This is a genomic window from Amycolatopsis sp. lyj-84, from assembly GCF_046549075.1.
GTDB lineage: Bacteria > Actinomycetota > Actinomycetes > Mycobacteriales > Pseudonocardiaceae > Amycolatopsis.
Window position 1 is genome coordinate 128130 of record NZ_JAJPWO010000008.1, and the last position, 23691, is coordinate 151820.

At 68.7% G+C, this 23691-nt stretch carries 24 protein-coding genes; 14 read left to right on the plus strand and 10 right to left on the minus strand.

The genetic code is table 11. The features are described from left to right. Positions 1-31: 31 nt before the first annotated feature. Positions 32-766: a lysophospholipid acyltransferase family protein gene (locus tag ACLJRM_RS24415; RefSeq protein WP_101611787.1), complete on the plus strand. Its 735-nt coding sequence runs from the start codon at positions 32-34 to the stop codon at positions 764-766. On the opposite strand, the gene ACLJRM_RS24420 is transcribed toward ACLJRM_RS24415, so the two are convergent. Next, positions 763-1563, minus strand: a complete 801-nt coding sequence (locus tag ACLJRM_RS24420; protein WP_410601924.1) for an HAD family hydrolase — start codon at positions 1561-1563, stop codon at positions 763-765. The two genes, ACLJRM_RS24415 and ACLJRM_RS24420, sit on opposite strands and share 4 nt — an antisense overlap. Positions 1564-1646: 83 nt before the next feature. On the opposite strand from ACLJRM_RS24420, the gene ACLJRM_RS24425 reads away from it, so the two are divergent. Further along, complete coding sequence (locus ACLJRM_RS24425; RefSeq protein WP_410601751.1) at positions 1647-2540, plus strand: LLM class flavin-dependent oxidoreductase; 894 nt, start codon at positions 1647-1649, stop codon at positions 2538-2540. A gap of 540 nt (positions 2541-3080) precedes the next feature. Here the strand turns inward: ACLJRM_RS24425 and ACLJRM_RS24430 are convergent. Continuing rightward, positions 3081-5090 carry a DUF6541 family protein gene (locus tag ACLJRM_RS24430; protein ID WP_101611789.1) on the minus strand — a complete coding sequence of 670 codons (2010 nt, stop codon included), beginning with the start codon at positions 5088-5090 and terminating at the stop codon, positions 3081-3083. Between the two features lie 83 nt (positions 5091-5173). Between ACLJRM_RS24430 and glf the strand changes: the two genes are divergently transcribed. From glf to ACLJRM_RS24455, 5 genes are all read left to right on the plus strand, one after another. After that, entirely contained in the window at positions 5174-6400 is a 1227-nt protein-coding gene (glf, locus tag ACLJRM_RS24435; protein ID WP_410601754.1) for a UDP-galactopyranose mutase, read from the plus strand. Next, on the plus strand, positions 6393-6908 hold the full coding sequence (locus ACLJRM_RS24440; protein ID WP_026467226.1) for a phosphatase PAP2 family protein: 516 nt from the start codon (positions 6393-6395) through the stop codon (positions 6906-6908). Before glf ends, ACLJRM_RS24440 begins: the two co-directional genes overlap by 8 nt. Further along, on the plus strand, positions 6905-7864 hold the full coding sequence (locus ACLJRM_RS24445) for a decaprenyl-phosphate phosphoribosyltransferase (protein WP_410601755.1): 960 nt from the start codon (positions 6905-6907) through the stop codon (positions 7862-7864). Before ACLJRM_RS24440 ends, ACLJRM_RS24445 begins: the two co-directional genes overlap by 4 nt. Before the next feature lie 96 nt (positions 7865-7960). Further along, positions 7961-8392: a hypothetical protein gene (locus tag ACLJRM_RS24450; protein WP_410664383.1), complete on the plus strand. Its 432-nt coding sequence runs from the start codon at positions 7961-7963 to the stop codon at positions 8390-8392. A gap of 38 nt (positions 8393-8430) precedes the next feature. Further along, positions 8431-9936, plus strand: a complete 1506-nt coding sequence (locus tag ACLJRM_RS24455) for a hypothetical protein (RefSeq protein ID WP_410664384.1) — start codon at positions 8431-8433, stop codon at positions 9934-9936. Here the strand turns inward: ACLJRM_RS24455 and ACLJRM_RS24460 are convergent. The 7 genes from ACLJRM_RS24460 to ACLJRM_RS24490 form a co-directional block, all read right to left on the minus strand. Beyond that, the gene (locus ACLJRM_RS24460; protein ID WP_410601758.1) at positions 9915-10712 is read right to left on the minus strand and encodes a class I SAM-dependent methyltransferase; all 798 of its coding nucleotides are present in this window, start codon (positions 10710-10712) and stop codon (positions 9915-9917) included. The genes ACLJRM_RS24455 and ACLJRM_RS24460 overlap by 22 nt on opposite strands. A 41-nt stretch (positions 10713-10753) precedes the next feature. After that, positions 10754-11350, minus strand: a complete 597-nt coding sequence (locus ACLJRM_RS24465; protein WP_410664385.1) for a hypothetical protein — start codon at positions 11348-11350, stop codon at positions 10754-10756. Further along, complete coding sequence (locus ACLJRM_RS24470) at positions 11350-12063, minus strand: hypothetical protein (RefSeq protein WP_410664386.1); 714 nt, start codon at positions 12061-12063, stop codon at positions 11350-11352. The genes ACLJRM_RS24465 and ACLJRM_RS24470 overlap by 1 nt, the downstream gene beginning before the upstream one ends. Next, the gene (locus tag ACLJRM_RS24475; protein WP_101611796.1) at positions 12060-13550 is read right to left on the minus strand and encodes a WXG100 family type VII secretion target; all 1491 of its coding nucleotides are present in this window, start codon (positions 13548-13550) and stop codon (positions 12060-12062) included. Before ACLJRM_RS24475 ends, ACLJRM_RS24470 begins: the two co-directional genes overlap by 4 nt. Further along, positions 13547-14038 (minus strand): YbaB/EbfC family nucleoid-associated protein, encoded by a 492-nt coding sequence (locus ACLJRM_RS24480; RefSeq protein ID WP_410601761.1) that lies wholly within the window; start codon positions 14036-14038, stop codon positions 13547-13549. The genes ACLJRM_RS24475 and ACLJRM_RS24480 overlap by 4 nt, the downstream gene beginning before the upstream one ends. A gap of 71 nt (positions 14039-14109) precedes the next feature. Further along, the gene (locus tag ACLJRM_RS24485) at positions 14110-14865 is read right to left on the minus strand and encodes a decaprenylphospho-beta-D-erythro-pentofuranosid-2-ulose 2-reductase (protein WP_101611798.1); all 756 of its coding nucleotides are present in this window, start codon (positions 14863-14865) and stop codon (positions 14110-14112) included. Next, complete coding sequence (locus tag ACLJRM_RS24490; protein ID WP_101613656.1) at positions 14862-16232, minus strand: FAD-binding protein; 1371 nt, start codon at positions 16230-16232, stop codon at positions 14862-14864. Before ACLJRM_RS24490 ends, ACLJRM_RS24485 begins: the two co-directional genes overlap by 4 nt. A 101-nt stretch (positions 16233-16333) precedes the next feature. On the opposite strand from ACLJRM_RS24490, the gene ACLJRM_RS24495 reads away from it, so the two are divergent. From ACLJRM_RS24495 to ACLJRM_RS24505, 3 genes are all read left to right on the plus strand, one after another. Further along, the gene (locus ACLJRM_RS24495) at positions 16334-16831 is read left to right on the plus strand and encodes a GtrA family protein (RefSeq protein ID WP_410664387.1); all 498 of its coding nucleotides are present in this window, start codon (positions 16334-16336) and stop codon (positions 16829-16831) included. 6 nt (positions 16832-16837) lie between these two features. Beyond that, complete coding sequence (locus ACLJRM_RS24500; protein ID WP_101611800.1) at positions 16838-18763, plus strand: glycosyltransferase; 1926 nt, start codon at positions 16838-16840, stop codon at positions 18761-18763. Positions 18764-18862: 99 nt separating this feature from the next. Next, entirely contained in the window at positions 18863-19873 is a 1011-nt protein-coding gene (locus tag ACLJRM_RS24505) for an acyl-CoA dehydrogenase family protein (protein ID WP_410664388.1), read from the plus strand. Here the strand turns inward: ACLJRM_RS24505 and ACLJRM_RS24510 are convergent. Further along, positions 19870-20112, minus strand: a complete 243-nt coding sequence (locus ACLJRM_RS24510) for a hypothetical protein (protein ID WP_101611802.1) — start codon at positions 20110-20112, stop codon at positions 19870-19872. The genes ACLJRM_RS24505 and ACLJRM_RS24510 overlap by 4 nt on opposite strands. Before the next feature lie 114 nt (positions 20113-20226). Here ACLJRM_RS24510 and ACLJRM_RS24515 point away from each other — a divergent pair, with 114 nt between their 5' ends. The 4 genes from ACLJRM_RS24515 to ACLJRM_RS24530 all read left to right on the plus strand — a co-directional run bounded on the left by ACLJRM_RS24515 (position 20227) and on the right by ACLJRM_RS24530 (position 23670). Next, the gene (locus tag ACLJRM_RS24515) at positions 20227-20991 is read left to right on the plus strand and encodes an ESX secretion-associated protein EspG (protein WP_410664389.1); all 765 of its coding nucleotides are present in this window, start codon (positions 20227-20229) and stop codon (positions 20989-20991) included. A gap of 154 nt (positions 20992-21145) precedes the next feature. Then, positions 21146-21622, plus strand: coding sequence for a hypothetical protein (locus ACLJRM_RS24520; protein ID WP_233223064.1), 477 nt, complete (start codon positions 21146-21148; stop codon positions 21620-21622). Positions 21623-21627: 5 nt separating this feature from the next. Beyond that, positions 21628-22176 (plus strand): DUF3558 family protein, encoded by a 549-nt coding sequence (locus tag ACLJRM_RS24525; protein ID WP_410664390.1) that lies wholly within the window; start codon positions 21628-21630, stop codon positions 22174-22176. 12 nt (positions 22177-22188) lie between these two features. Then, positions 22189-23670: a hypothetical protein gene (locus tag ACLJRM_RS24530; RefSeq protein WP_410664391.1), complete on the plus strand. Its 1482-nt coding sequence runs from the start codon at positions 22189-22191 to the stop codon at positions 23668-23670. Positions 23671-23691: the final 21 nt, after the last annotated feature.

The window sequence follows — 23691 nt, forward strand, 5'->3', positions numbered from 1 at the left end:
TGGTTACCCTACGGTAGCGTAACCTGGGCGAATGGCCGATCTCGTTTACCCGCCCGTCATCATGGCGGCGAAGCTGATGTTCCGGGTGCTGGACAACCGCATCCGGGTGGAGGGGACCGAGCACATCCCGGCCACCGGCGGTGCCGTCATCGCCTGCAACCACGTGAGCTACCTCGACTTCATCTTCTGCGGGCTCGGCGCGCAGCCGGCGAAACGCCTGGTCAGGTTCATGGCGAAGAAGGAGATCTTCAGCAACCGGATCGCCGGACCGCTGATGCGCGGCATGCACCACATCTCCGTCGACCGCGGCGCGGGTCTCGCGTCGTACCGCGAAGCCGTCGAGCGCCTGAAGGCCGGAGAGGTCGTCGGGGTGTTCCCCGAAGCCACGATCAGCCGGTCGTTCACCGTGAAGGACATCAAGTCCGGCGCCGTCCGGATGGCCGCCGAAGCCGGTGTCCCGGTCGTGCCGATGGCGCTGTGGGGAACGCAGCGGCTGTGGACCAAGGGCCACCCGAAGGACCTCACCAAACGCCACGTCCCGATCTCGATCCTCGTCGGCGAGCCGATGCACCCGAAGGCCGAAGAAGACGCCGAAGTCCTCTCGAAGGACCTTCGCGTGCGGATGTCGGCGCTCGTGGACCGCGTCCAGGCGGGCTACCCGGAGAAGCCGGGTGCCGACGACGAGCGCTGGTGGCTTCCCGCGCACCTCGGCGGCACCGCGCCGACCCCGGAAGAGGCCGCCAAGCTCGACCGCGAAGGCCGCTAAAACCAGCGCTCGAGCACCTGGGCGACGCCGTCCTCGGAGTTCGGGGCGGTCACCTCGTCGGCGACGTCCAGGACGAGGCGGTGTCCGTTGGCCATCGCCACCCCGTGCCCGGCCCAGCCGAGCATCTCGACGTCGTTGGGCATGTCCCCGAACGCGATCACCCGCTCGGCCGGAACGCCCAGCCGCTCGGAGACCTCGGCCAGCCCGGTCGCCTTCGTGATGCCGCGCGCGGAGACCTCGATCAGGCCGGAGTTCGTCGAGTAGGTGATGTCGACAGCGCCGTCGAGCACTTCGCGGGCAGCCAGCGCCATCTCCTCGGAGGTCATCCCGCGCTTGCTGATCATCAGCTTGATCGCCGGATGCCCGAGCACCTCGGCCCTCGGCGCCTGCGTGCCCTCGTTGTCGCCCCACGGGTTGTGGTAGTCCGGTTCGATCACGAAATTGCGCATTTCCGGGTCGAGCGCGGACTCGCCGATCCGCTCCGCGGCGTACCGGCAGCCGGGAAGAGCGTGATCAAGAGCACTCACCGCGTCGTGCAGCAGCGTGGGTTCGAGCATGCCGTGGACGGCGACGATCCGGTCCGTCCCGACCTCGTACAGCACCGCGCCGTTCGCGCAGACCGCGTAGCCGGTCAGGTTCAGCGGGTTCGCGATCGGCGCGATCCAGCGCGGCGGCCGCCCGCTGACCAGCACGAAAGGGACTCCGGCTTCGGTGACGCGCCGGACGGTGTCGATCGTGCGTTCGGTCAGGGCCTCCATCGGGCCGAGCAGGGTGCCGTCGACATCGGACGCGATCAGAAGGGGTTTCTCCACCGTCACATTGTCCCCGAACATCCGCCCATCGGGCGACGGGCCGACGGACACCGCTAGGTTCGGCGACTGTGCGCGTAGGCATCGTGATCCTTCCGGAAGATCGTTGGTGGGCGGCCGAGCCGAAATGGCGGGCCGCCGAGGAATACGGCTTCGACCACGCTTGGACGTACGACCACCTCGGCTGGCGGACTCTCGTCGACGGCCCGTGGTTCAGTGCGATGCCAACGTTGACGGCGGCCGCGACGGTGACGTCGAAGATCAGACTGGGCACCTTCGTGGCGTCGCCGGTCGCGCGGCACCCCGTGCCGTTCACCCGCGAGCTGACCACCCTCGACGACATCTCCGACGGCCGTTTCATCCTCGGTGTGGGCGCCGGCGTCCCGCACACCAACTACGACGCCGCCGTCCTCGACGGTCCGGAACTGTCGGTCAAGGAACGCACGGACCGCTTCACCGAGTTCGTCGAAGCGCTCGACGGCCTGCTGATGACCGACGGCTTCGACTTCGAGGGCGAGTACTACCGGGCCAAGGGCGCGCGGAACCTGCCCGGGTGCGTGCAGCGGCCGAGGCTGCCGTTCCTGGTGGCCGCGAACGGCCCCCGCACGATGACGCTCGCCGCACGGTTCGGCGCGGGCTGGGCCACCACCGGCGTCAAGTCCGAGACCCAGGACGAATGGTGGAAGGGCGTCGCGGGACTCGTGAAGACCTTCGACGAGCGCCTCGAGGCCGTCGGCCGGGACAAGGCGAGCGTGCAGCGGTTCCTGAGCCTCGACTCGGCGCCGGTCTTCTCCCTCTCCAGCGTCGGCGCGTTCACCGACGCGGCCGGGCGGGCCAGGGAACTCGGCTTCACCGACATCGTCACGCACTGGCCGCGGTCCAGCGACTACTACGTCGGCCGCGAGTCGACACTCGAGGAGGTCGTCAGCGACGTACTCCCGGTACTCCAAGGCCGGAGCGCTTAGGCCGATCGGGTGACGTTGGCGGGCCGGGTAAACCGGTTCCGCCCAACGGCCGTCTGAGGGATGAGTACAGCGAGTGGGTGTGGCCGCCGGGCGGCTACCCCTCATGGGTCACCCCGGGGGTGAATGGGGGACTAAGGCTCGCGTGGTCGCGGCGGGGGCAGTCCGCGACCACGCGAGTTTTGTCTGTCGCGCGCTGACGGAAAAATTTCGCGGGGCGCAGATTGTCGTGAGGCTCGCGTTTTCGGGGTAGGCGCCCCGCAAAATGTTTCCGTGGCCTTCGGCCGAAAGAGGGCGCGCGACGGTGAAGTCTCCGTCGGGCGCGGGGCGCCCTTGGGGAGACCGTTGGGTCCCGTCTCCTCCGGTCCTGTCTCGCGTTGAGCCTCCCGAACGCTATGAAAGGCCCGTTACTTGCAAATTTTGCAAGTAACGGGCCTTTCATTGCGTGTGTGGAGCGTCGGGCGCGTGAGCCTGGGTGGCGTCAGCGCGGAGCGCGGGGAGCGGAGGGCGGAGGGCAGGGAGCGGAGCGCGGGGAGCGGGGTGTCAGCGGGTCAGGGTGTAGATCGACGCGCCGGCGTTGCCGAAGTCCTTGCGCAGGAAGTTCAGCCCGTCCAGATCCCGCAGCCCCGGCGCCGGCGGCTCACCGATCTTGATCGGCGTGCTCCCGATCAGCACGTGCTTGATGTTCAGCCGCTTCACCGCCGCCTGCACCTCGGGGTCGGTGTCGTAATCCCGGAAGTGCAGCGCCAGGTACTTCGCGTCCGGCGGCGGCACACCCGGGTCGTAGTGCCCGGCGACCGGGTGGATGCCGGTGATCGCGTACAGCCAGGCCGTCCCGTCGAAGCGCTCGTTGAGCACCTTCTCGTCGGGTCCGACGTTCATCTTGGTGAGCGCGTCCATCGCGGCCAGTTCGTCGGCGCTGACCGGCGGCGTGACCTCGCCCTCGGGCCCGTTGTAGTACAGGAACGACACCGCGTGCGCGTTCGACTCGGTGTAGAAGCCCTTGGTCAGCACGGCCGACGCGGCCACGATGAACACCGCGGTCGCCAGTCCGAGCCGGGCGGGCAGCGCGGGGCGGCTCTTCACCCAGGACCGGCCGCTCGCCCACTTCGCGAACCAGCGTTGCAGCTCCGCCATCCCGTGCCCGGCCAGCAGGCAGAGCGGGATCGCGGCGAGCGCCATCAGCCGGTACCGGTCGTTCCACCACGGCCGCGACAGCGAGATCACCCACGGTTCGGCGCCGAACGACGCGACCAGGACGAACAGCGCGGAGAAGCCCAGCGCGGCGAGCCCGATCCAGCGCATCCGGCCGAGCCGGAACAGGCTCAGGACGCCGATGACCAGCAGCACCGTCAGCCACACCTGCGGCGCGCTCAGCACCTGCCGGAAGGTCACCAGCAGCCCCAGCGACTTCACCACCGGCAGTTCCGAGCCCCAGGCGTAGTACGGATATGAACCCGAAGTGAATTTCAGGGCGCCGAGGATGTGCGGCGCCGCGAGCAGCGCGCTCCCCACCATCACCGGCACCATCTTGACGACGTCGCCGCCGATGATCCGCCAGCCCGCACGGCCCTCGGGCACACCGTCGAGCGGTTTGTGCCGCAGCGCGCGGTACCAGCGCTGCACCACCAGCGGGAAGGCGAACAGCAGCGCGCCGAACAGTGCCGACGAGTGCGCCGCGAGCAGGCCGACAGCGGTCAGCGCGAGCACGAAGCCGGTGTCGAGGCCGGGTCGCGCGAGGAACCGGGCCAGCGCGACGACCGCCAGCGGCGTCAGGACGATCCCCAGCGCGAACGGCAGCAGCCCGCTGGACACCGACTCGTACGCGCCGGTCGTGGCCGCGGCGGCCACCAGGGCCGTGCAGCCCGCGAACACCGCCCGCCCGCCGAGCTGGCGGATCAGGGCGACCATCGACAGCGCGAAGATCCCGGCGACCGGCATGGTGATGGCGTTCAGCGTGACCGGGATCGTCGTGCCCGAGATCGAGTACACGAGCGAGCCGACCAGGTGATACGCGTTCGGGTAGAACGAGCCGTCCGGGTACCAGTTGATGGTGCCCATGCCGGTCAGCGAGCCGTCGCCGGTCTCGGCGATGTAGCGGATGCCGTTCGCGTGGAACACGGTGTCCCAGCGCTGGAACACCGCCGTCGTCCCGCCGCGGGCCGAAAGCACGACGAGGATCGAGATCCCCACGGCCAGCGCCACGCAGGCCGCGACGGCGTAGTGCGCCCGCGGGTGCCACTTCGTCGGCGGTTCCTCGGCGCCCGGGGTGATCCAGCCGCGGCTCTGACCCAGCTTTCTGAGACCGAAGCCGATCCCGGCGAGCACGGCAGTGACGCCTGCCACGGTCAGGGGGTTGTACGACACGCCCGCGAGTGCCAGCCACGGACCGGCCAGGCCGGTTACCGTGTAGGACAACAGCGGGGCCAGCCCCGCCAGGGCCCAGCCGCGCAGACCGGCGGCCCGGCCGACGAGACCGCCGGGGATCGCCAGTACGGCCAGGTAAGTGAGGGTCGCACCGAAGTAGGACCAGAAGGTGTCCGGAGTAGGCACTGCTTCCTAAAATGTGTCTGTCGAAGGTGGAAACCGGTGCTCGGATGCAGAGCACCGAGGCGACCTGCGTACCCTCGACGCCCGTGAGCGCGCACACGAACCCCGACAAGATTACTGAAGCCGATTTCGCCGGCTACGACCTCATCGTGGTCGGGTCCGGTTTCTTCGGGCTGACCGTGGCCGAACGGGCCGCGGCCGAGCTCGGCAAGAAGGTCCTCGTGCTGGAGCGGCGCCACCACCTCGGTGGTAACGCCTACTCCGAGGCCGAGCCCGAGACCGGGATCGAGGTGCACCGCTACGGTGCGCACCTGTTCCACACCTCGAACAAGCGCGTGTGGGAGTACGTCAACCGTTTCACCGAGTTCACCGGCTACCAGCACCGGGTCTTCGCCAAGGTCAAGGACCAGGTCTACTCCTTCCCGATGAACCTCGGCCTGATCAACGAGTTCTTCGGCAAGTCGCACACGCCGGACGAGGCCCGTGAGCTGATCGCCAAGCAGTCGTCGGAGTTCGAGACCGCGAACGCGCAGAACCTCGAAGAGAAGGCGATCTCGCTGGTCGGCCGCCCGCTGTACGAGGCGTTCATCCGCGGCTACACGGCCAAGCAGTGGGAGAACGACCCGAAGAACCTCGGCGCCGACATCATCACCCGGCTCCCGGTCCGCTACACCTTCGACAACCGGTACTTCAACGACACCTACGAGGGCCTGCCGGTCGACGGCTACACCGCGTGGCTCGAGAAGATGGCCGAGCACGAGAACATCGAGGTGCGGCTGAACGTCGACTACTTCGACGTCCGCGAGCACATCCCCGCCGGCACCCCGACCGTCTACACGGGCCCGCTGGACCGCTACTTCGAGTACTCCGCCGGCCGGTTCACCTGGCGCACGGTGGACTTCGAGTCCGAGGTCGTCGAGACCGGTGACTTCCAGGGCACCTCGGTGGTCAACTACAACGACGAAGAAGTGCCCTACACCCGGATCATCGAGTTCCGGCACTTCCACCCGGAGCGCAAGCACTACCCGAACGACAAGACGGTCGTGTTCCGCGAGTACTCCCGGTTCGCCGGTGAGGCCGACGAGCCGTACTACCCGATCAACACCCCGGAGAACCGCGAGAAGCTCGAGGCCTACCGCGAGCTGGCGAAGACCGAGGCCCGGGAGAAGAACGTGCTGTTCGGTGGCCGTCTCGGTACCTACAAGTACCTCGACATGCACATGGCCATCGGCTCGGCGCTGACCGCGTTCGAGAACAAGATCGCGCCGCACCTGACCGATGGCGCGCCTCTCGACGGGTCCCTCGATGCTTGAGAAGGGCGCACCCACCGGCGAGGTGGCGGTTCTCGCGAAGGCACAGGGCGTCCTCAAGAGTGACGTCACGGTGAAGGCGGCACGGGGTCTTTCGCACTTCGGCGAGCACAGCGCGGGATGGTTCGCGCTGGGCCTCGTCGGGGCCGCGGTGGACAAGAAGCGCCGCAAGGACTGGCTGGTCGCCGCGGTCGGCGTCGTCGGCGCGCACGCCGCGTCCATCGCGGTGAAACGCGTGGTCAGGCGGCCGCGACCGGACCACCCGAGCGTCGAGGTCCTGGTCTCCACGCCGAGCAAGCTGAGCTTCCCGTCCTCGCACGCGACCTCGACTACGGCGGCGGCGGTGCTCTACTCCGGATTGACCGGGCGTAACCTGGTCCCGGCCCTGGTACCGCCGATGCTGGCCTCCCGGCTCGTGCTCGGCGTCCACTACCCGACCGACGTTCTGGCCGGAGCGGCCCTTGGGGGCGTAGTCGGCGGCTTGATACGTAGGAAGCTGAAGCGACGATGAGTGAAACGACCGAGAAGGCCGATTCCAAGCCTGACGACGTAGATCCCGTGGCCGAGGCCGCCGCACCGAAGAAGGTCGCCGGCGGTCTCGTCGGCGGCATCATCAAGACGGCACGCCCGCGCCAGTGGGTGAAGAACGTGCTGGTGTTCGCCGCACCGTTCTTCGCCTTTTCGAAGTCGACGGACCGGACCGGCCTGCTGATCGCCGCGCTGATCGCCTTCGCGGCGTTCTCGCTGGTGGCCTCCTCGGTCTATCTCATCAACGACGCGATCGACGTCGAAGCGGACAAGGCCCACCCGACCAAGCGGAACCGGCCGATCGCGGCCGGGATCGTGCCGGTGCCGGTGGCCTTCGTCGCGGCGGGCTTCTTCTTCGCCGCCGGCCTCGGCATCTCGTTCTTCGCCAGCTGGCAGCTCGCGGTCGTGCTGGCGGTCTACGAAGCCGTCCAGCTCGGCTACTGCTTCGGGCTCAAGCACCAGCCGGTGGTCGACCTGGCCATCGTCGGCTCGGGCTTCCTGATGCGGTCGATCGCCGGTGGTGTGGCCGCGGGTATCGCGCTTTCGCAGTGGTTCCTGCTGGTCACCGCGTTCGGCTCGCTGTTCATGGTGGCGGGCAAGCGCTACGCCGAGATCATGCTCTTCGAGCGCACCGGGGCGAAGATCCGCTCTTCGCTCAAGAAGTACTCGGCGAGTTACCTGCGGTTCGTCTGGGCGACGTCCGCGGCGATCCTGATCATGTCCTACTGCCTGTGGGCGTTCGAGATCCGCCAGGTCGAGCACGACTCGGTCTGGGCGGTCGTCTCGATGGTCCCGTTCGTGGTCGCCGTCCTGCGCTACGCCGTCGACGTCGACGGCGGCAACGCGGGCGAGCCGGAGGAGATCGCGCTCAAGGACCGCGTGCTCCAGGTGCTCGGCGCGAGCTGGGTGGTCACGCTGTTCCTGTCGTTCTATCTCTGATTCGACAGCTGGGGCACAGCGCATCCACAGGTTGCGCACGCATCCTCGGTGATGGGAGCGGGTACGAAGCCCGCTCCCATCGACTGAGGAGCGAAGATGAGCGACCCGCAGCGGCCGTCCGGTGACGAGGACAAAACGGTCGAGCAGCCCGCGGTCGGTGACGAGACCGCGAAGAAACCCGTCGAACCCTCTGCCGAAACCACGGCCGAGACCCCTGCCGAAACCCCTGCCGCCGCCCCCGCCGGGCCGCCGCCCGGTTGGGTGCCACCGCAGCAGGCTCCGCCCGCGAAGGGCGGCTTCCGCCGTTTCGTGGGACATCGCGCGACGCAGCTGGTCGCGGTCGGCCTGATCGGCTTCCTGCTCGGCGGTGGGGTCATCGGCACCGCCGTCGGCCTCGCCGTCGGCAGGCATGACGACCGGCCGGGGATTTCCCGCGAACACCGTGGTCCGGGTGGTCCCGGGGCGCACCGGGACTTCCGTGACGGCCCCGGCGACCGCGGGTGGCGTGACGGGCCCCACGGCGGGTAGATAACGGAATCATCACGACACCGTGTACGGTGTTCGTGATGCGAAGCGCCTCCGCTGAACTTCCCCAGACTTCCGGTGCGCTGCCGGGAGCCGCCGTCCTTACCCGCCCCTGGGTGCTGCCCGCCGGGGCGGCGGTGGCTTCGGCCCTGGTGTTCGTGCTGGTCAGCGGGCATTTGATCGACGACACGTACATCACGCTTTCGTATGCGAAGAACCTCGCCTTCCACGGCCACTGGGGCCTGATCGAAGACGGCACCGCCAACACCGCGACGTCGCCGCTGAACGTCCTCGTGCTGGCGTTCGTCACCTTCGTCGTCCGCGATGCCGTCTTCGCCGCCGGGATCGTCTTCGTCGCGAGTCAGGTGGCGCTCGTCCTCGGCCTGCGCCGCATCGGCGCCGCGACCGGCCTTCCCGGCGGTTTCGCCCCGCTGGCGCTGGGCCTCCTGCTGGTGAACCCGCTGCTGCTGTCGTCGGTCGGCCTCGAAGTCGCCCTCGGGTCGACGGCCGTCGTCTGGCTGATGGTGTTCCTGCACGAACGCCGTCCCGCCGCCGCGGGTGCGGTGATCGGCCTGATCGCGCTGATCCGGATCGACCTGCTGCTGATCGCGTTCGTCCTGTTCCTCGCCCGCCGCGAATTCTGGACGGGCATCTGGCGCATGACGTTCGCCGCGCTCGCGGTGATGCTGCCGTGGTTCCTGTTCAGCTGGCTGGTGCTGGGCTCGGCGGTGCCGGACACCCTGGTCATCAAGATCATGCAGCGCTCGTGGGGACCGTTCAGCTTCACCAACGGCCCGCTGCTGTACTGGCGCAATTTCCCGCTGGAGGCGACACTTTCCTTTCTGCCGCTCGTGATCGGCGGACTCGCCGGTCTACTGTGGACATTTCACTACCGGCGCGGTTCGGAACGGGCGAAGCGCTTGGCGCCGTTCGCGACGCTCGCGATCGCCTGTGCGGCCCACTATCTGGCCTACTGCTGGCTGAACGTCCCGCCGTACCACTGGTATTACGCGCCGAGCATCATCGGCGCGACGGTCTTCCTCGCCGCCGGTGCCTGCGCGATACCCGGCCGGGCCCGCCTCGGCGCCGGGATCCTCGCCGGCGCGTTCCTCTTCGTGAGCGCCGTCGCCTACGCGACTCCCGAACTGCCGCGCCGGTTCGCGCCCATCACCAGCAACCACGCCGCGTCCGACGAGTACCGCGAGATCGGTTCGCAGCTGGGCGAACTGACCAAGGGGCGCAAGGTGGAAAGCGCCGGTGAGGTCGGCGCGCTCGCCTATGCCTGCGGCTGCGACATCGTCGACCAGTTCTCCGACCGCGGCTCGGTCGACCCGGCGATCATCGAGACGAAGAACCGCAGCGGCGAGCTCGGCAAGGCCCTGCTGGCGGCGAACTTCCGGTTCTTCGACCACAGCGTCCCGCCCGCGACCCCGGATCTGGTGCTGGCCACCACCAGCAAGACACCGCCGTCGGACGCGCTGGCGACCTGGACCATCCACTCGCCGTGGATGGGCACCCAGAAGCTCTACCTGTTGCCCGCGCGGTAGAACCCCGTCACGAACGGGCGGACGACCTCACCGTCGAACCGTTCGAGGACCAGGTTCTCGATGGCGTCGAGCAGGCGCACGCGCTCTTCCGGCGGATGACTGAGCACGAGCGCCATCGAGGCGTACAACGTGCGCAGCCGGGCGGCGTCCATCCGCGTCTCGGAGCGGATCACTTCGCTTTCGAAGCCGGTGAATCCCGCCGCCGTCAGGTACTCGCGGTGCGCGTCGACGTCCAGCTGGAACGGAGGCCCGCCCGGATCCATCACGGTCCCCGGTGACATCCCGAGGATCTCCTCGGCGGCCGTGTCGAACTCGTGCGGCCGGGCCGGATCCTCGAACATCATCCACCAGAGCGCGATGTGCCCACCCGGTTTGACGATCCGACGCAGCTTCGCGGCGCCGACGTCGGGCTCGACCCAGTGGAAGGACGTGGCCGCCACCGCGAGGTCGTAGGCGTCGTCGGGGAGTTCGGCGTCCTCGAAGGGGGCGGTGACGACTTCGAGGGCTTCGGTCGGGTGCGAGGCACGGAGGAAGTCGGCCAGGGGAGCACTGGGTTCGACGGCGGTGACCGTGGCCTGGTGCGCGAGCAGCCGGGCCGTGACCAGGCCGGTCGCCGGTCCGATCTCGACGACCCGCGCGCCGGGGCCGAGGCCGCAGTCTCCGGTCAGGATTTCGTAGACACGGTCCGGGTAGCCGGGGCGTCCGGCGTCGTAGGACTCGGGATCCTGGCCGAAGAGGTGCCTGCCCTGATGCGTGTCGAGCCGCTTTCTCCCCATGACCTCCAGTGTCCCGCAACTAGAGGTTTAAACGCGGGGGGTCAGCGGCGCGAGTCGGCTCGTGTCGCCTTCGTGACGGCGAGCAGGTCCCGCTGGTGGACCGTGGACCCGTCGGCGAAGACGAACCGCAGCACCGGCCGCGCCGGGAAACTCCGCCCCACGTACTGCGCGGACACCGAACGCACCACGCCCGACGGCATCTCCTCGAAGGTCCGGAACGGCTGGGCGGCGGCATCCTCGCCCTCCAGCATCTTCGCCGGGTACACGACGGCCAGCCGCCGGTCGGACAGCGTCAACCGCGCCTCGCCGTGGCCACCGGCGAGATGGTCCGCGATCCGGACGGCGGTCTGGTCCGCGCTCCGCGCGACGGCCCAGTAGGCGATCGTCGGGTCGTCGGTCCAGTCGGCTTCGAGGACGTCCGGCGCGGGCAGCGGCCAGCGCGGTTTCCCCGTCACCGCAGGGGTTTCGCGTGCGGGTGCGTAAGGCAGCGTGAGCTCGCCGTCCAGCAGCAGACCCACGTATCCGTGCGCGGGAGGGCAGCCGATGATCAGGCGTTCGCCGGGTGCGAGCCAGTACTGGTGCAATTCCCGTTCGACGACCTCGTCGACGGATTCCGCCATCGGAAGCGTGTGTTCCATCAGCTCACCGTCCTCGAGTGGAGCCAGGCGAACTGCCGGGGATCCTCGCAGTCGAACAGGAAATCCATCCCCGATCCGTCCACAAAGGACGCGCGGAGACAGGGGTGCCGTTTCTTGCCGTGCTCGGCCACGGCGAATCCGGCGATCCGGTCGCGCGGGATTTCGGCGCGCGGCACCATTTCGTGCCTCGCGATCGGGACACCCTCGGCGTTCTCGCCGTAGGTCTTCGTGGTCATGATCGCGGCGATCTCCTTGCCGGTCTTGACCACGCCCTTGCCGAACCCGATCGCCTTCGACATGAACGACTTCTCGGCGGGCTCGGGCGGCTCCGGCGGGACGAACTTCTCCAGCACCAGCAGCCGCGCGCTGGTCAGCGCCCACAGCCGCGAAAGCGAGCCGCTGGTGGACAGCTCCCGCACCGCCGCGTGCGCCAGCGAGCCCTGCTCGCCGACCACGATGACCTGGGGTGCCGGCGGATTCGACTTGCCGACGTCGTCGCCCCCGCCCAGCGCCGCACCGACCATGTCGCCCGCGAAGTTCGCCGCGCCCGAGCCGAGTTTGCCCAGCACGCTCTTCTTCGGCACACCCCACGGGTCGAGGCCGCGTACGTCGTAGTTCAGCGTCCGGCCGTACGCGGCCCACAGCAACCGTTCGCCCGGGTGCAGCGAGGGAAGGGCCTGCGACGCGGCCCCGAGCGGGTAGCCGAGATTCATTCTTCGATCGTGAACCCTCTGTCGGTCGCCGCGCGGCGCTCTTCTTCGGACGACGAATCCTGCGACTCGTGGTAGCCCGCCTTGACGCCCTGCTCGACGCCCAGTTCGGTCAGGTTACCCGCGCTGCCGCGGAAGGCGGCCTTGCCGACGCTGGTCGTCCCGCTCATGCCCATCGCCCGCAGCCCGGCCTCGGTGAGGTTCGTGGTGAGTGCGTCCGAACCCTCGCCGCCGACGCCGAACCGGTCCGCGAACTTGTTCGCGGTCTTGGAGGCCCCGGTCGCCGGGTTGGCCTTGGTGACGATCTTGGCCAGCGGGTTCTTGTCGATCTGGTCGGCGAGCCGCTTCTGCAGCCAGTTGCCGTCACGAAGGCCCTCGGCGCGCTCGACGACCTTCTTCAGCGGCCCGTTGCGGAGCATTTTCAGGATGTCTTCGAGCTTCTCGATGAGCGGCTTGAGCTTGCCCAGCAGCTGCTTGACCTTCATCCCGAGCCGTCCGCCGGTCACCGCGACCTGACCGGCCGTGGCCGCGCCCGCCGCGCCGACCGAGGCACCCGCCGTGATCCACGAGGCGGCCAGCGCGGCCAGCCACTCGATGATCAGGCCCATCACCAGTTCCTGGATGATGTCGATGACGATCTCGACGAACGCGTCGAACAGGTCGGCGGCGATCTCCAGGATCTGTTGCAGCCCTCGGACGTCGTTCGCGAACGCCTTGGCGCCGCCCGAGAACTCGGTCATCTGGCCGCGGAACGCGTCACCCGCCTGGCCTTTCCACGCCTCCTGGGTGCCTTCGGCGCGCTTCTGCTCGTGCTCGGCGACGCCGTCGAGCCACTTCGCCGTCTGTTCCCAGCCTTTGGCGGTGCTGCGCATCTGCTCGGGGTCGCCGATCGCGGGCTCCAGCACCAGTTCGACCAGCGGGCTGATCACGATCCCGATCAGGAAGCCGAGTCCGTTGTCCAAAAAGGACTGTCCGGGGCTCATCACGAGCTGGAGCTGTTCCATCCGCGCGTGCACGGCCGCGATCGCGACGTCCGGCGGACTGCTCGCCCTGGCGACGTCCGAAGACGTGCTGATCCACGAGCTGCCGTAGCCGCCGTTCTGCTCCCAGTAGCCCTTGCGACCCGAGTCCCCGGCGCTGTTGAGATCGCTCAGGCTGCCGGGCCCGCTGCCGCCGTCGTCCAGCCCGGCACCGAGTCCGGTGATGACCTCGGCGGTGCCCTGGTTGTGGTCGATGTAGGTCTTCGCCGCGGTGGTGGTCTTGTCGGCGATCTGGTCCATGAAGGACTTCGCCTGCTCGGCGAGGTCCTGGCACTCCTGCAGACCCTCGAAGTACTTGAACGCCATCAGCTCGCCGAGCGGGCCGAAGCAGTCGTCCGAGACCCTGGCCTGCTCCAGCAGGCTCGCGAGGCTGCCGAAGTTCCCCGAAGCCTCTTTGGACCCCGTCGCGTGCGCGGTGAGCGCTTCCGTCTGGACGCCGAAGCCGGTCATGAGTCCCTCCGCAGGATCGGGCCGCCGAAGTCCTCGTCGTCACTGGGCGCCGGTCGTGACGGGCGCTGGGTGCGGACGGGCTGCTGCTGGACGGGAGACGCCGGTCCGGCGAGGGATTCCGCGGGCGGGGGAGCACTCGGCCCGAGCGGTTCGACGTGGGCGTTGAACGCCTCTTTGAACTGTTCCGCGCGGTCGCCGAGGATCGGCTGGACGGTCTGCTGCATCGCGGCCGCGGCCTGCTGCGTCGCTTCCCTGATCGCGGTCAGGATGTCCTGCTGCAACGCGGTGTGCGTGCGGTTCATCGCCTTGGGGGACAGCTGGAGCCCCAGCAGCGCGCCCGACGGGGCGACGGTGACCGTCACCGAGCCGTCGGCGTTGCGCGCGGATCCGCGCAGCCCGGCGATCTTGTCCTTCAGCTCCGCGGCTTTGGCGGCCTGCTCCTGAAACGACCGGATGGCCGCGTCGAGCTTGGCTTCCTGGTCAGCCATCGATTCCTCTCAACCCGGGGACGGATCTTCTCCGTGCCCGGGTGAGACGAATGGACCAGCGGGCTCGTTCCCTAGATCGGCAGTTTCCGGAAGATCGGCCGGGGGATGTGCCGCAGGGCGGACATGACCAGGCGGAACGGCGCGGGCGACCACACCAGTTCCTTGCCCGCGCGCGAGGCGTTGACCGCGGTCTCGGCGACCTGTGCGGCGTCCACCGTCAGCGGGGCGTCCTTGAGGCCTTCGGTCATCTTGGTCCGGACCTGGCCGGAGCGGACGACGGTGATCTGCACGCCGAACTCGGACAGGGCCTCGCCGAGGCCGAGGTAGAAGCCGTCGAAACCGGCCTTGGAGGAGCCGTAGACGAAGTTCGAGCGGCGGACACGCTCACCGGCGACCGACGACAGCGCGATGACCTTGCCGTGGCCCTGCTTCTTGAGCTTGTTCGACAGCGCGACACCCACCGACACCGCGGCCGAGTAGTTCACGGTCGCGGCCTCGACGGCCTTCGCGTGGTCCTGCCACAGCTCTTCCTGGTCGCCGAGCAGGCCGAACGCGACGACGGTGACGTCGATGTCGCCGCCCTCGAAGGCCTTGTCCAGCACGGCCGGGTGCGAGGCCATGTCCTTGGCGTCGAAATCCACAGTGGATACTTCGGCGCCCTTGTCCTTGAGGCGCTGGGCCGCCGCGTCGAGCCGCGACGACTGACGTCCGGCCAGCACGACCCGGAGGGGGCGCTCGGCCAGGTACTTCTCCGCGATCGCGAGCGCGATGTCGGAGGTACCGCCGAGCAGGAGCAGGGACTGGGGGTTGCCCACAGCGTCGATCACAGTTCCAACCTTCGGGACATGTCAGAGGCGAAAACGCCTTCGGGGTCAACGGAAGCGCGGACCTTGCGCCATTCCTCGAGCCGCGGGTACATCTTCGCGAAGTTCTCCGCGGAGGTCCGCGAGTCCTTCGCCGTGTACAGACGCCCGCCGATGGCGAGCACGTCTTCGTCGAGTTCCTGGCAGAACCGGCTCAGCCCGGCCTTGATCGGGAAGTCGAGGCAGACCATCCAGCCGGGGTGCGGGAACGACAGCGGCGCCGCGTTGCCCTCGCCCATCTGCTTGAACACGTTGAGGAACGACACGTGGCCGGAGTCCGCGACCTTCTGGATGATGCGGCGCAGCGGTTCGTGCGCGTTCAGCGGCGTGCTGAACTGGTACTGCAGGAAGCCGTTGGTGCCGTACGCGCGGTTCCACTCGCCGAACAGGTCCAGCGGGTGATAGAACGCCGTCAGGCTCTGGATCTGGTCGCGCGCGTTCTTCGCGGTCTTGCGGTAGTACAGCTCGCCGACCATGGAGAACGACAGCTTGTTCGCCAGCCCGTTCGGGAACACGTCCGGCAGGGTCGCGAGGGTGCCCGGGTTGAACCTGAGCGGGTCGGCCCGCAGCTTGGGCGGCAGTTCGTCGAGCTTGGCGAGCGAACCGCGCTGGAAGGCGGCGCGGCCGAGCTTCGCACCTCGCGAGATCGAGTCGAACCAGCCGGACGAGTACGTGTAGTTGTCCTCGGAGCCGTCGGTGACCAGCGCGAGGGTCTCGTCGAGGTTCGCCGTGCGCTGGATGTCGGCCTTGAAGTAGGCCGTCTCCGTCTTCGTCATCTGGATCTTGGCCCGGACGATGATCCCGGTCAGGCCGATGCCGGCGACGGTCGCCCAGAAGAGCTCCGAGTCCGGGCCCTCCGGGGTGAGCGTGCGCACCTGGCCGTCCGCGGTGACGAGGTCCAGCGAAACGACGTGGTTGCCGAAGCTGCCCGCCGAGTGGTGGTTCTTGCCGTGGATGTCGTTCGCGATCGCGCCGCCGATGGTCACCTGGCGCGTGCCCGGCAGCACCGGGACCCACAGGCCGTACGGGAGGCCCTCGCGCATCAGCTTGTCGAGGCTGACGCCCGCGTCGAGGTCCACGATCCCGGAGTCCGGGTCGATCGAGTGGATGCGGTCCAGCGCGGTCATGTCGATGACCAGGCCGCCCGCGTTCTGCGCGGGGTCGCCGTACGACCGGCCGAGACCGCGCGCGATGACCCCGCGTTCCCCGGCCTGCGTCACCGCGCGGGCGATGGTCTCCACGTCGGGGGTGCTCAGGACGTCCGCGATACTCGGCGACGTCCTTGCCCAGCCCATGAGCGACTGCCGCTGTGTCTTGGGTGCTTGGGTCACGCCGACCAGGGTAACCACGCCGAACACTGCCCGGAACGTGACCCTGAAGTGCTCGCTTCTACACTTTGGGCACCAGCCCCAGCAGTTTATGAGGTAGAGCAGTGGTGGCGACCGACCCGCAAGCCGGTTCGACGGCGGCAGCGCCGTCCTCCCCTGGGCTGCTCGGGCAGCTCATCCGCTTCGCGCTCGTCGGCGGCTTCTGCGCCCTGGTCGATTTCGGCGTCTACCAGGGGCTCCGTGCCCTGGGAATGGACGCGACGCCGTGGGTGGACGTCGCCCGCGCGTTCAGTTTCGTCGTGGGCACCACGACAGCCTTCTTCCTGAACCGCAAGTTCACCTTCGCCGGTGGACGCCAGGAAGGCGCACGTCAGATCGGTAGCTTCGTACTCCTGTACGCCGTGACATTCCTCGTCGCCGTCGGCGTCAACCGCACGATGCTGCACGTCCTGCCGGAGTCGGCCTGGAAGGCCACTTTCGGTTGGGTCGTTTCGCAGGCAACCGCGACCGTGATCAATTTCGTCATGCTCAAGTGGGTCGTTTTCCGTGAGCCCCGCAGCACCGCCACCAGCCCGGTCTTGACAAGCACAGAGGAGAACTGAGGATTCATGCCCGGTAAAGCCGCCGTCACCGGAGAGGCCCCGAGCGCCATGGTGAGCACTATCGACGACACCCGCTTCGCGGAACGCACCCCGCAGGGCCGTCTCACCGCGCAGCGCGGGCTCTACGCCGGCCCGGCCCCCATCGTCAGCAAGGACCTCTACGCCGAGCTCGAATGGGGCAGTGCCGTGCGCGAACGCGCGGGCATCGCCATCGAGCCGGCGTCGAAGGTGTCCGGCAACACCTATTTCGGGCGCTTTCCCGCGAGCTACTGGCAGCGCTGGACCGACGTGACCGAGGTCGCGGTCGAGGCCGTCGTCACCGGTGACGGGCAGCTGTCCGTCGGTGCTTCCGACATCGAGGGTGACTCTCGCGTTGTCGCCGCCGAGATCGTCGCGGGCGCGAAGCAGAAGAAGGTGACGCTCACCGCGAAGCTCGACAAGTTCTACGACGGTGGCGCGCTCTGGCTCGACCTCGAGACCGAGGGCGGCCAGTCGCTGCGTGTCGAGAACGTCCGCTGGACGGTCGAAGCGCCGGAGAAGATCCGCCCGACCGCGGTGACGATCTGCACGATGAACCGCGCCGACGACTGCCTGTCGAACCTGCAGGCGCTCGCCGCCGACGTCTCCTCGCTGGAGACGCTCGACGCGATCTACGTCGCCGACCAGGGCACCGACCTCGTCGAGTCGCGCGACGGCTTCGAGCAGGTCGCGAAGGACCTCGGCGACAAGCTGCACTACATCAAGCAGCCGAACCTCGGCGGCGCCGGCGGCTTCACCCGCGGCCTCTACGAGGTCGCCGGGCACACCGAGACCGAGCACGCGAACGTCCTGTTCATGGACGACGACGTGCTGCTCGAGCCGGACCTGGTGATCCGGATGACCGCGTTCTCCAACCGCACGGTCAACCCGGTCATCGTCGGCGGGCAGATGCTGAACCTGCTGCACCCGAACCAGCTGCACGTCGGCGCCGAATACGCCCGGCTGAACACGCTGGAGCCCGGCCAGCCGGTCACGCACTCGCTCTCGACCGCCGACCTGCTCGGCGTCGACGAGGAGACCCTCAAGCCGAACCGCCAGGAACGCCGCCTCGACGCCGGGTACAACGGCTGGTGGTCGTGCTTGATCCCGTACGAGGTCGTCAAGGCCACGGGCTACCCGCTGCCGTTCTTCTTCCAGTGGGACGACGCGGAGTACAGCTACCGCGCCCGCGCGCACGGCTTCCCCACGGTCACCCTTCCGGGCGCCGGCGTCTGGCACGCCGACTTCCACTGGAAGGACTGGGACGAGTGGCACCGCTACTTCAACCTGCGGAACTCGATCATCACCGCCGCCCTGCACTCGCCGTTCAACCTGAACCTGCTCTCGCGCGTGCTCATCGCGCAGCTGGTCCGGTACCTGCTCGGCATGCAGTACGGCCTGTCCGCCACGCTGATCAAGGCCGTCGAGGACTTCCTCGAGGGACCGGAGGTCCTGCGTGACGGCGGCGTCGCCGCGATGAAGGAGATCCGCCGGATCCGCGACGAGTACCCCGAGACCAAGCGGCACAAGGCCACCGACGTCCCGGGCATCGCGTCGAACGACATCGGCATCATCAACAGCGCGCCGCGGCCCAGCATGCAGCGCCTGGTGCTGATCAAGCGCGTCCTCGACCGGGTGCTCGGCCGCAGCCGCCACTCGCTCGGCGCGATCCCGATCGACGAGGCCCACTGGTGGCACGTCGCGACCTTCGACACGGCCGTCGTCACCGACGCTTCGCAGGAAGGCGTGCGGGTCCGCTCGTACGACCGCGCGAAGATGTTCGACCTGGCCCGTAAGGGCGCGAAGGTCATCCAGCGGCTTCGCAAGGAAGGCGGGGCGGTGCAGGAGCAGTACAAGCGCTCCATGCCCGAGCTGACCTCGCGGGACAACTGGAAGCGCCTGTACGAGCTGTAAGAAGTGCTATGAAAGGCCCGTTACTTGCAAATTTTGCAAGTAACGGGCCTTTCATTGCGTTCGGGACCCCCGAAGCGTGAGTTAGGGTAGCCTTACTTCATGACGGATCTGGCCGCTAGAGCCCGCACCCTCGCCGACGAACTCCTCTTCCCCGCAGCCGCCGAAGTCGACCTCAAGGGCGAAGTCCCCATGAGTCACTTCGACGCTCTCGCGGCCGAAGGTTTCTACGGCCTCGCCGCGCCCAGGGAGACCGGCGGCCCGGGCCTCGACCTCCCGGTGATGATCCAGATCCTCGAAGCCATGGCGGGCGGCTGCCTCAGCACGATGTTCACCTGGGTCCAGCATCACGGCCTGGTCGCCGGGCTGTCCCTCACCGACCGCGCGGACCTGCGCGAGCGCTACCTCCCGGCGCTGATCAGCGGCGAGCTCAAGGCGGGCGCCTCGTTCGCCGCGGTGATCCCGACCCCGCCGAGGCTGCGTGCGGAACGTGTCGAGGGCGGGTACCTCCTCGACGGCGAGGCCCCGTTCGTCAGCGGTTGGGGCATCATCGACCTGCTCCAGCTCTGCGCCCGGGACGGCGACACCATCGTCAGCGCGATCATCGACCCGGTGGCGGGGGAGCAGCTGGAGGTCCAGCCGCTCGACCTCGTCGCGGCGCAGGGCACGTCCACCGTGCATCTCGGCTTCAGCCGCTACTTCCTCGCCGACGACCGGGTCTACGGCAAGGTCCCGTACGCCGACTTCATCGCGGGCAACACCTTCGTCTCACGCCTCAACGGCTGCGCGCCGCTGGGGCTGGCCGCCCGGGCCGCGCGGCTGCTCGAAGACCTCGGGAAGACCGACGTCGCCGCCGGGATCAGGGCCGAGATCGACACCGTCCGCGAACGGCTCGACGCGAGTCTCGCCGATCCGCCGTCACTGCCCGCGGCCCGGGCGGCGGGCGCGGAACTCGCGTTCCGGGCCGCGGGCGCGCTCGTCGCGGCCAACGGCAGCACGTCGGTACTCGCCGGACGACACCCCCAGCGGCTCGTCCGGGAAGCCACCTTCCTGCTGGTCGCCGCCAGCCGCCCGGAGATCAAAGCGGGACTGCTGGACCTCTTCTCCCGTTAGTGCAGGCCGAACACCCGGGTCTTGCGATTCAGATCGTCGATGTAGGCGGCGGCGACGTGGGTGAAGTTGATCGCCACCTCGGAGTCGTCCCTGGTCTGGATCGTCTGGACCGAACCGGTGCGGACGAAATGCGAAAGGTCCTTGGTCAGCCGTTCGGTTTCTTCCGCCGTGAGCGCGAAGAGGAGCGGCTCCCCGCCGGCGACGAGGTGGAGGACGAGCGCGGGTTTCTGGTCTGCCATGAACCCATGGCACCAGCCTTGATCACGGCCGGGCAAGCGGGTTCGCTGCGGGCGTACCGGGTGCGTGGACTACGTTCAACCCGACGAACAAGACACCCGCGGGGGGAAATGGCGATGCCGCATTCGTTTTCGTTGTCGCTGGCGGCGGTGGACATCCTGCTCGAACACGGCCGGTTCGGCCCGGCGCCGGTCCCGTTCGACGTCCCGCACATCGGCACCACGACCGACCAGCGCGCGATGGTGCGCGAGGCCGTCTTCCGCGATCTCGAAGGCCGAGGCCTGATGCGCGGCGGCAGGCTCGACGCCGACGTCGAACTCACGCTCGCCACGTTCGTCAACCCGCAGCTCGCCGTCTGGGCGGTCGCGCAGATGGACAAGGGCAAGCAGCTGTTCGCGCGGGCCACGACGAACGGCCAGTTCGCGGTCGTCGCGCGCCAGGAAGAGAACCTGCTCGTCTTCGAGGAGACCAGGCCGACCGCGATCGTCGCGTCGATCGTCGACCTGCTGCCACTCACCCCGGCGGGCCCCGGCCAGTCCGTCACCATCGCGAAGCCGGTCAGCGTGCCGAAGCGCCCCCGCAACGACGACGCTTACGACCCTTTCGCCGGTGTGAGCGGACCTCGTGCGCACGGGTCGAACCCGCAGCAGCGGCAGGTGGAGCGGATCTTCGAGAAGGCGAAGACGCGCGTCGGCCAGTTCAGCGTGTTCATCCGCGGCGGGAGCGTGTTCCCGCCGCTGGCCTGGTTCGACACCGAAGCGGGCCGGTTCATGATGACCTCGCGGCAGGCGGCCGACGGGCAAAGCTGGCTGACCTACGCTCCCGCCGACAACGCGAGGATCGCGCAGCAGCTGTACGCCCAGCTCGAAGGCCAGTTCTGAACCGTCGGGAACCGGGTCGGCGCCCGTTTCGTCACAGTTCCGGCGCGGTCTTCGGTGATCGGCGAATAGGCTCGATCCTCGTTGCGCTGAGTGTTCGGCTAGTAGACTGCCGGGCGGTACGCACGGGCGAGCAGACGATGCAGTGGGGCGGACGATGGCTTTCGAAGCGGACGGCGGACAGGCGGCACCGGACTACTCGATCGGCGCCGCCATGGGAGCGGCAGCCGGTTATGTGGCCAAGGGCGGCCTGAACCAGGAGGCGATCGCCAAGGTCAGCGCCGAAACCCAGAAGCTGGTCTCGGCCGCCAAGAGCGGTGGCTTCAAGATCAGCGAAGAGGGTGTCAAGCCGCTTCGCGAGGCTCTGGCGAACATGTCGGAGGAACTCAGCGCGCTGAAGATCAAGACCATGGCGCTGAACGACGCGCCGCAGCTGGGTGGCCACCCGTACGGCAAGGCCGTCGCGGCTCACGACCACAAGGGCGCCGCCCAGTCGGCCAACTCCGCGAGCGCGGTCATCGGGCAGTTCGAGCAGGTGGTCAAGGACGCCGACGAGGCGCTGGCCAGGGCCGCCGGACTGTACAAGGGTGTCGAAGAGTCGGCGATCGACGCCACCAAGAAGGTTCAGGCCTGAGGACTATGAAGAAGCTTTGCGTGGTGCCGCTCGCCGCGGCCGCCCTGGTACTGGCCGCGTGCTCCAGCGAGAAGCCGGGGAGCGCCAGTCCCGCGCCGTCGGCCCCGCCCGGGTCGTCGAGCGCGTCCAGCCCCGCGCCCACTTCCGGCGCGGACACCGCGTCGATCGAACCGTGTTCACTCGTCGGCGCGACGGACCTGGCGTCCTATGGGACGTTCAAGCCGCCGACGAGCGAAAACGCGGGCGGAGCCCGGCTCTGCACGCTGAACAAGGAGGCGGCGACAGCCTCGGAAACCCTCTCGATCGGTATCGGCGTCCGTGACAGACAGGGTCTCGACACGGTGAGCGACGCCGGCACCGGCAAGACCACCGGCAACGTCAACGGGCGCAAGGCGATTCTCGCGCCCAGGCCCCCGGCGGGGTGCTTGATGGCGCTCGAACTCGGTGCGTCGGCGCGGGTCGACGTCTTGGTCGCGGCCGACGACGCAGAGAAGGCCTGCGGGATCGCCGAGAAGGTCGCCGACATCGTCGAACCGAAGCTTCCGAAGAGCTAAGGGGGAATCAGGATGACCACGAAGACACCGAACCTGAGCGAAAAGCAGGTCTCCGACCTTTCGCCCGCGGCACGCGACGCGTACTTCCAGCAGAAGGCCCAGGAGGGCGTCGATCCCAGTGACGGCTGGCTGTTCGGCGCGGTCAAGCAGTTCATGGCCTCCGGGAAGGCGCACCAGCAGTCCCAGGAGGTCGGCGACAAGAACGTCGACCAGCTGACCAAGAACGGCGAAGTCCAGTACGTCGAGGGGCTGGAGCCGTCGAACGCGGACTACCAGGGTTACGACCACGAGAAGCTCGAACAGTTCGTCAAGAGCGACTTGAACGTCGAGCAGGTCACCGAGGTCTCCACGGCGTATCACGACCTGCACAAGGCGTTCAACACCTTCTCGACGACGATGGACAAGGCCGTCACGGCGTCCCAGGGCACCTGGGAAGGCGACGCGGCGGGCAACGCGCAGGGCTACTTCAAGAGCCTCAGCAAGTGGTCCGAGACGAACTCCCAGAACGCGAAGCTCGCGTCCGAGACGATCTACGACCAGGGCACCGCGGCTTCCCACGTGAAGAACGTGATGCCCACGCCGATCCCCTTCAACTGGAAGGACGAGGTCGGCGGCTGGATGACGTCGAACCCGTTCAACCTCGGCGACAACATCGACAAGTCCATCCAGAAGCAGAAGGACAGCCAGGACGCGCACACCGAGGCGGCCTCCGCCATGCACGCCTACGACAAGTCCCTGTACGAGGCCGCGTCGAAGCAGCCGGCGTTCGCCGAGCCGCCGAAGTTCGGCGTGGGCGGCGGGGACAGTGAGACCCCGGGGGACAGGCACCTGCGCTACGACGTGCCCCCGGGATCGAACCAGCCCGGCCCCGGCAATCCCGGCAACACCTACATTCCGCCCGGTAACAACGGCGGCGGTGGTGGCGGGGGCGGCGGTGGTGGCGGCGGCTCGGTCATCCCGCCGGGCTCCGGCAACCTCCCGGGCCCCGGATCGAGTACGGGGTCCGGCAGCATCCCCTCGGGCACGACGCCGTCCGGCCTGCAGGGCGGTCCGGCGCCGATCACCACGCCGGGTCCCAACTCGAACATGAACTCGATGCCGATGAGCCCCATGCCGATGGCGCCCATGATGGGCGGCGGGATGGGCGACTCCGAGTACAACGGCCGGAACAGCCGCGGTGGCGGTGGCGGCAGCGGGTTCGGCCCCGGCAGCGGCGCGGGCTCCACGCCCGGTTCGGGTTCCGCGTCCGGCGCGGCCCGCCCCGGCGGTGTCGGCGCGGCCGAAGCGGCGGCGGGACGCGGTATGGGCGGTCTCGGCGGTGGCGCCGGCGGCCGCGGCGGACCGGGTATGGGCGGCGGCATGGGTGGCCGCGGTCAGCAAGCGGACGGGGACGAGGACACCGAGCACCAGCGTCCGACGTACCTCGTCGAGGGCGACCCGGACGAGGTCTTCGGGACCGACATGCGCACCGCGCCGCCGGTCATCGGCGAGTAGCGCCTGCCCCTCCCGTAAACG